At 71.3% G+C, this 4788-nt stretch carries 4 protein-coding genes; 2 read left to right on the top strand and 2 right to left on the bottom strand.

Annotation, left to right across the window (positions count from 1 at the left end):
- Nucleotides 1-214: 214 nt before the first annotated feature.
- Together ACIQUT_RS23670 and ACIQUT_RS23665 are read right to left on the bottom strand one after the other, a co-directional pair.
- Entirely contained in the window at nucleotides 215-829 is a 615-nt protein-coding gene (locus ACIQUT_RS23670) for a ScbR family autoregulator-binding transcription factor (protein ID WP_403565397.1), read from the bottom strand.
- Nucleotides 830-939: 110 nt separating this feature from the next.
- The gene (locus tag ACIQUT_RS23665; RefSeq protein WP_403565395.1) at nucleotides 940-1755 is read right to left on the bottom strand and encodes a BTAD domain-containing putative transcriptional regulator; all 816 of its coding nucleotides are present in this window, start codon (nucleotides 1753-1755) and stop codon (nucleotides 940-942) included.
- Nucleotides 1756-2201: 446 nt separating this feature from the next.
- Between ACIQUT_RS23665 and ACIQUT_RS23660 the strand changes: the two genes are divergently transcribed.
- Nucleotides 2202-3809, top strand: coding sequence for an ABC-F family ATP-binding cassette domain-containing protein (locus ACIQUT_RS23660; protein ID WP_403565393.1), 1608 nt, complete (start codon nucleotides 2202-2204; stop codon nucleotides 3807-3809).
- Between the two features lie 151 nt (nucleotides 3810-3960).
- On the top strand, nucleotides 3961-4734 hold the full coding sequence (locus ACIQUT_RS23655) for an SDR family NAD(P)-dependent oxidoreductase (protein ID WP_403565392.1): 774 nt from the start codon (nucleotides 3961-3963) through the stop codon (nucleotides 4732-4734).
- Nucleotides 4735-4788: the final 54 nt, after the last annotated feature.

The raw sequence follows: 4788 nt of genomic DNA, 5'->3' as shown, positions 1-4788 counted from the left end.
AGCACGTCTCCACGGTCTTCAGGATTCCAACCCGGTTTGGGTACAAGGGAATTCTGGTGGCGCCAAGGATTCCGGACCATCGCTCGCGGTGAGGGATTCGCGGGTGGTCCCGAAGGACCATCCGGGGGGTCTCCCGTCGTTCCCGCTCCGCCGGAATGGGGACCGGCCGGGGCCTGCTCCCTCGTAAGGACCAGATGCGGGGCGGGGCTCCCTCTCAGGGGGGAGTCGTCCGGTAGTCGGTCCGCCCGGACGGCCCGACCAGGCCGGGCAGGGCGAGGTCCCACAGGGCGGCGACCCGGGCGGTGAGTTCCTCGTCGGGCATGTCGGTGGCGGCGAGCAGCTCGATGCCGGCCACCGCCGCGGCGAGCAGCGTCTGCGGTCCGGTGCGGTCGGCGCCGTCCTGCAGTTCCCCGGCCGCGCCGGCCCGGTCGAGCAGCGACCAGGCGGTGGTCATCCACGCCCGGGTGAAGTCGCCGCCGGCCACCTCCTCGCCGCGCAGTTCCCTGCTGAGGCGGAAGTTGGCGCGCAGGGCGGCCTCCTCGCGCAGCCCCCGGGCCAGCCAGTGGGTGAAGTCGATCAGGGTCTGCAGCGGTGAGCTGCTGCGGGCGGCGAGCCGGTCGACCGACTGGGCCAGCAGGGTGCAGCCGCGGGTCTGTACGGCGTGGGCCAGTTCGCCTTTGGAGGCGAAGTGGAAGTACAGGGCCCCCTTGGTGACCCGTGCCGCACCGGTGATCTCCCCCAGGGTCGCGTTCACGTACCCCTTGCGGTCGAACAGTTCCGCTGCGGCGGTCACCAGCCTCCGGCAGGTGATCACCGATCTCTCCTGCATCGCAGGTCTCCTTCTCTTGGTCGGGGATCCGGTCCGTTTCCCTTGGTCGGGGATCCCGGTCCGTTTTCTCTTGGTCGGGGATCCGGTTCCGTTCGGGGAACGGGATCCGCTCAGCCGGCGTGGGCGAGCCGTCCCCAGGACGGTTCGACGGCCTCCCGCTCCGGGCCGGACGCGAGCATCGACTGCTGGAGGCGGCGCAGGGCCGGCGAGGGCTCCAGGCCCAGGTCGCGGACGAGCGTCATGCGCAGCCGCTGGTAGGCGGCGAGTGCCTCGCCGCGCCGGCCCGAGCGGTGGAGCGCGATCATCAGCTGGCGGTGCAGCGACTCGTGCATGCGGTGGCGGGACGTCAGGACGGTCAGCTCGCCGACCAGTTCCCGGTGGCGGCCGAGCCGCAGGTCGGCCTCGATCCGCTGGTCGAGGGCGCACAGCCGGGCCTCTTCGAGGCGGCGGATCTCCATTTCGAGCAGCGCGCCGGCGCGTATGCCGGCGAAGGCCGGTCCCTGCCACAGGGCGAGCGCGTCGCGCAGGCGGCGGGAGGCGGTGGCGAAGTCCTCCTGGGCCATGGCCCGGTAGCCGGCGGCGGCCCGGCGCTCGAACTCGTGGGTGTCGATGGCGCCGCCCCTGGTGTCGAGGCGGTAGCCGTCGGGTTCGGTGGCGAGGACCCGCTTGGCGTCGTGCGGGTCGCCGGCGAGCCGCAGTGCCTGGCCGATCAGTTCGCGGAGCTGGAGGATGTAGGTCTGGAGGGTGTTGCGGGCCGATCTCGGGGGCCGGCCGCCCCACAGTTCCTCGATCAGGAGGGGTACCGGCACCGTCCGGTCCGCGTGCATCGCCAGGACGGCGAGCAGTTGGCGCGGCTTGGGGGCGGTCAGGGCCATGGGCGCCCCGCCCTCTCGTACGGTCAGCGATCCCAGCACGTCGATGTCCACGCTGTCTCCCCTGTTCTTTTGCCCAGCATGGGGCCCTGGGGCCGGCGAGTGCGCCGCCCCCTGCAATAAAAACAGACTATACGGTTTGTGGTTCAGAGACCAGTCGGTCTGTTTTAGAGTGGCGTCCGGGACGCCGGTGTCGCGCACGGCACCGACCACCGCCCACCGGGCCGTCAGTTGACGGTGCATCCGATTGGTGGAGCGCTCGGGCGCCAATAGGTATACGCTGTAGAAGAACTGCTGCCGTTCATGGGAGAACGCCGTTGCTCTTCTGAAGTCATGTGGTGCCCGCGCCCCCGGAGGGGTGGTGCGTGCAGCGCTCCCGCCGGCGAGCCGCTTCCGGCCCGCCACCAGACGATCCGTCACCCGCACGCCGCGGGGCCGACGGCGTCCGCCCGCGACCGCCGTCCCGCCGTCCCGGGACAGACATGACTTCAGGAGGACTCATGACCTTGACCAACACATCCGTCGTCTGCGCCGACCTCTCCTTCGCCTGGCCCGACGGGACCCCGGTGTTCACCGACTTCTCCCTGGTCGTCGGCACCGGCCGGACCGGGCTGATCGGCGTCAACGGCTCGGGCAAGTCCACCCTGCTCCGGCTGATGGCCGGAGCGCTCAAGCCGAGCGGCGGCTCGGTCAAGGTGACCGGTCAACTCGGCTACCTGCCGCAGAACGTCGTGCTGGAGCCGGAGGTCCGGGTCGAGCAGGCGCTCGGCATCGCGGAGATCCGCGCCGCCATCGACGCGATCGAGGCGGGCGACACCTCCGAGGAGCTGTACACGGTGATCGGTGACGACTGGGACGTCGAGGAGCGGGCCCGGGCGACGCTGGACAAGCTGGGGCTGACGCACGTCACGCTGGACCGCCGGATCGGCGAACTGTCCGGCGGGGAGTCCGTCCTGCTCTGCCTGGCGGCCCAGTTCCTGCGCCGTCCCGACGTCCTGCTGCTCGACGAGCCGACCAACAACCTCGATCTGGAGGCCCGCCGCCGGCTCTACGAGGCGGTCGGCTCCTGGAAGGGCTCGATGGTGATCGTCAGTCACGACCGGGAGCTGCTCGACCTGGTGGACCAGATCGCCGACCTGCGCAGCGGCGAGGTGCGCTGGTACGGCGGCAACTTCAGCGACTACGAGGAGGCCCTGGCCGTGGAGCAGGAGGCGGCCGAGCGCATGGTGCGCGTGGCCGAGTCCGACGTCCGCCGCCAGAAGCGGGAGCTGGCCGACGCGCGGATCAAGCTGGACCGCCGCGTCCGCTACGGAAACAAGATGTACGAGAACAAGCGGGAGCCCAAGGTGGTGATGAAGGAGCGCAAGCGCCAGGCCCAGGTGGCCGCGGGCAAGCACCGCAACATGCACCTGGAGCGGCTGGAGGAGGCCAAGGAGCGGCTGACCGAGGCCGAGGAGGCGGTGCGCGACGACCGGGAGATCCGGGTCGACCTGCCCGAGACCTCGGTACCCGCGGGCCGCACCGTCCTCACCGTGCGCGACGTCGAGCTCCGCTTCGGCGGCCGGGCCCACTTCGAGGTGCGGGGGCCGGAGCGGATCGCCCTGGTGGGACGCAACGGAGCGGGCAAGAGCACGCTGCTGCGCACCGTCGTCGGCGAGATCCCGCCGGTGGCGGGCGAGGTGAAGGCCGCCGTCCCGATGCGCTACCTCCCGCAGCGGCTCGACCTGCTAGACGAGGAGCTGACGGTGGCGCAGAACGTCGGCCTGTTCGCTCCCGGCGCCACCGACAACGCCATCCGCTCCCGCCTGGCCCGCTTCCTCTTCCGCGGCCGGAAGGCAGACCAACTGGTCGGTACTCTCTCGGGTGGCGAGCGGTTCCGGGCGACGCTGGCGGCGCTGCTGCTGGCCGACCCCGCACCGCAGCTGCTGATGCTCGACGAGCCGACCAACAACCTGGACCTGGCGAGCGTGCAGCAGCTCACCCAGGCCCTGCAGTCCTACCAGGGCGCGCTCATCGTGGTCAGCCACGACCTGGCGTTCCTGCGGGACCTCCAGATCACCCGGTGGATCCGGGTCGACGGCGGGACGGCGGACATCGATCCGATGTGATCGGTGCCGCCGCCCGCAGCCGGCACCCGGCCGTACGCCCTAACCCCCGGGGGCGCGGCCGGGTGCCGGTCTTTTCAGGCGGCGGGTGCCCGGCCGGATGCGCCGACAACCCGCCCGCCGGAGCCTGATCATCGGATGAAAGACTCCGGAAATGACTGATCGACAAGGATTTCTGGCCGACAGGACCGTACTGATCACCGGAGCCAGCAGCGGCATCGGCGCGGCCGCGGCACGGGTGTTCGCCAGGGAGGGCGCGGCGGTGGTGGTCACCGCCCGCCGCGAGGAGCGGCTGGCCGGACTGGTGGACGAGTTGCGGGCGCAGGGCGCCCGTGCCGCGTACGTGGTCGCCGACGTGACCCGGTCCGAGGACGCGGTGCGTGCCGTGGAGTTCACGGTGGAACGTTTCGGCAGGCTCGACGCCGCGTTCAACAACGCCGGCTACGGGGCCGCCCGCACGCCGCTGCACCTGATGGACGACCGCGTCTACGACGACATCATGGACACCAACGTGCGCGGGGTGTTCAACTGCCTGCGCCCGGAGATCACGGCGATGCTCGAATCCGGAGCAGGCGGTTCGATCGTCAACACCAGCAGCACCGGCGGCCTGGTCGCCACTCCGGTCGCCGCGCCGTACGTGGTGTCCAAGCACGCCGTGATCGGCCTGACCAAGGCGGCTGCCGCCGAGTACGGCGCCCGGGGCATCCGGGTCAACGCGATCGCGCCCGGCACGACCCGCAGCGAGATGGTGTCGGACTGGTTCGCACAGAACCCGGACGCCGAGGAGATGCTGCACCGGGCCACGCCGCAGCCCCGTACCGCCGAGCCCGAGGAGATCGCCGAGGCCGCCGCGTGGCTGTGCAGCGAGCGGGCGTCCTTCGTCACCGGGTCGACCCTGGTGGTCGACGGCGGGTTCACGATCCTCTAGTTCACGATCCTCTGGAAGACGTCCGAATTCCGGACGCCTGAGGCCGGCCGGGCC

Source organism: Streptomyces sp. NPDC090445, assembly GCF_044769385.1.
In the GTDB taxonomy this organism is placed as follows: domain Bacteria; phylum Actinomycetota; class Actinomycetes; order Streptomycetales; family Streptomycetaceae; genus Streptomyces.
Note: the sequence above shows the minus strand (reverse complement) of the source record. Positions and strands in the feature narration are given on the sequence as shown.

Bases quoted from the DNA above. Each gene is read 5' to 3' on its own strand.
- ACIQUT_RS23670 (WP_403565397.1), bottom strand. From the start codon at position 829: ATGCAGGAGAGATCGGTGATCACCTGCCGGAGGCTGGTGACCGCCGCA.
- ACIQUT_RS23660 (WP_403565393.1), top strand. From the start codon at position 2,202: ATGACCTTGACCAACACATCCGTCGTCTGCGCCGACCTCTCCTTCGCC.
- ACIQUT_RS23655 (WP_403565392.1), top strand. From the start codon at position 3,961: ATGACTGATCGACAAGGATTTCTGGCCGACAGGACCGTACTGATCACC.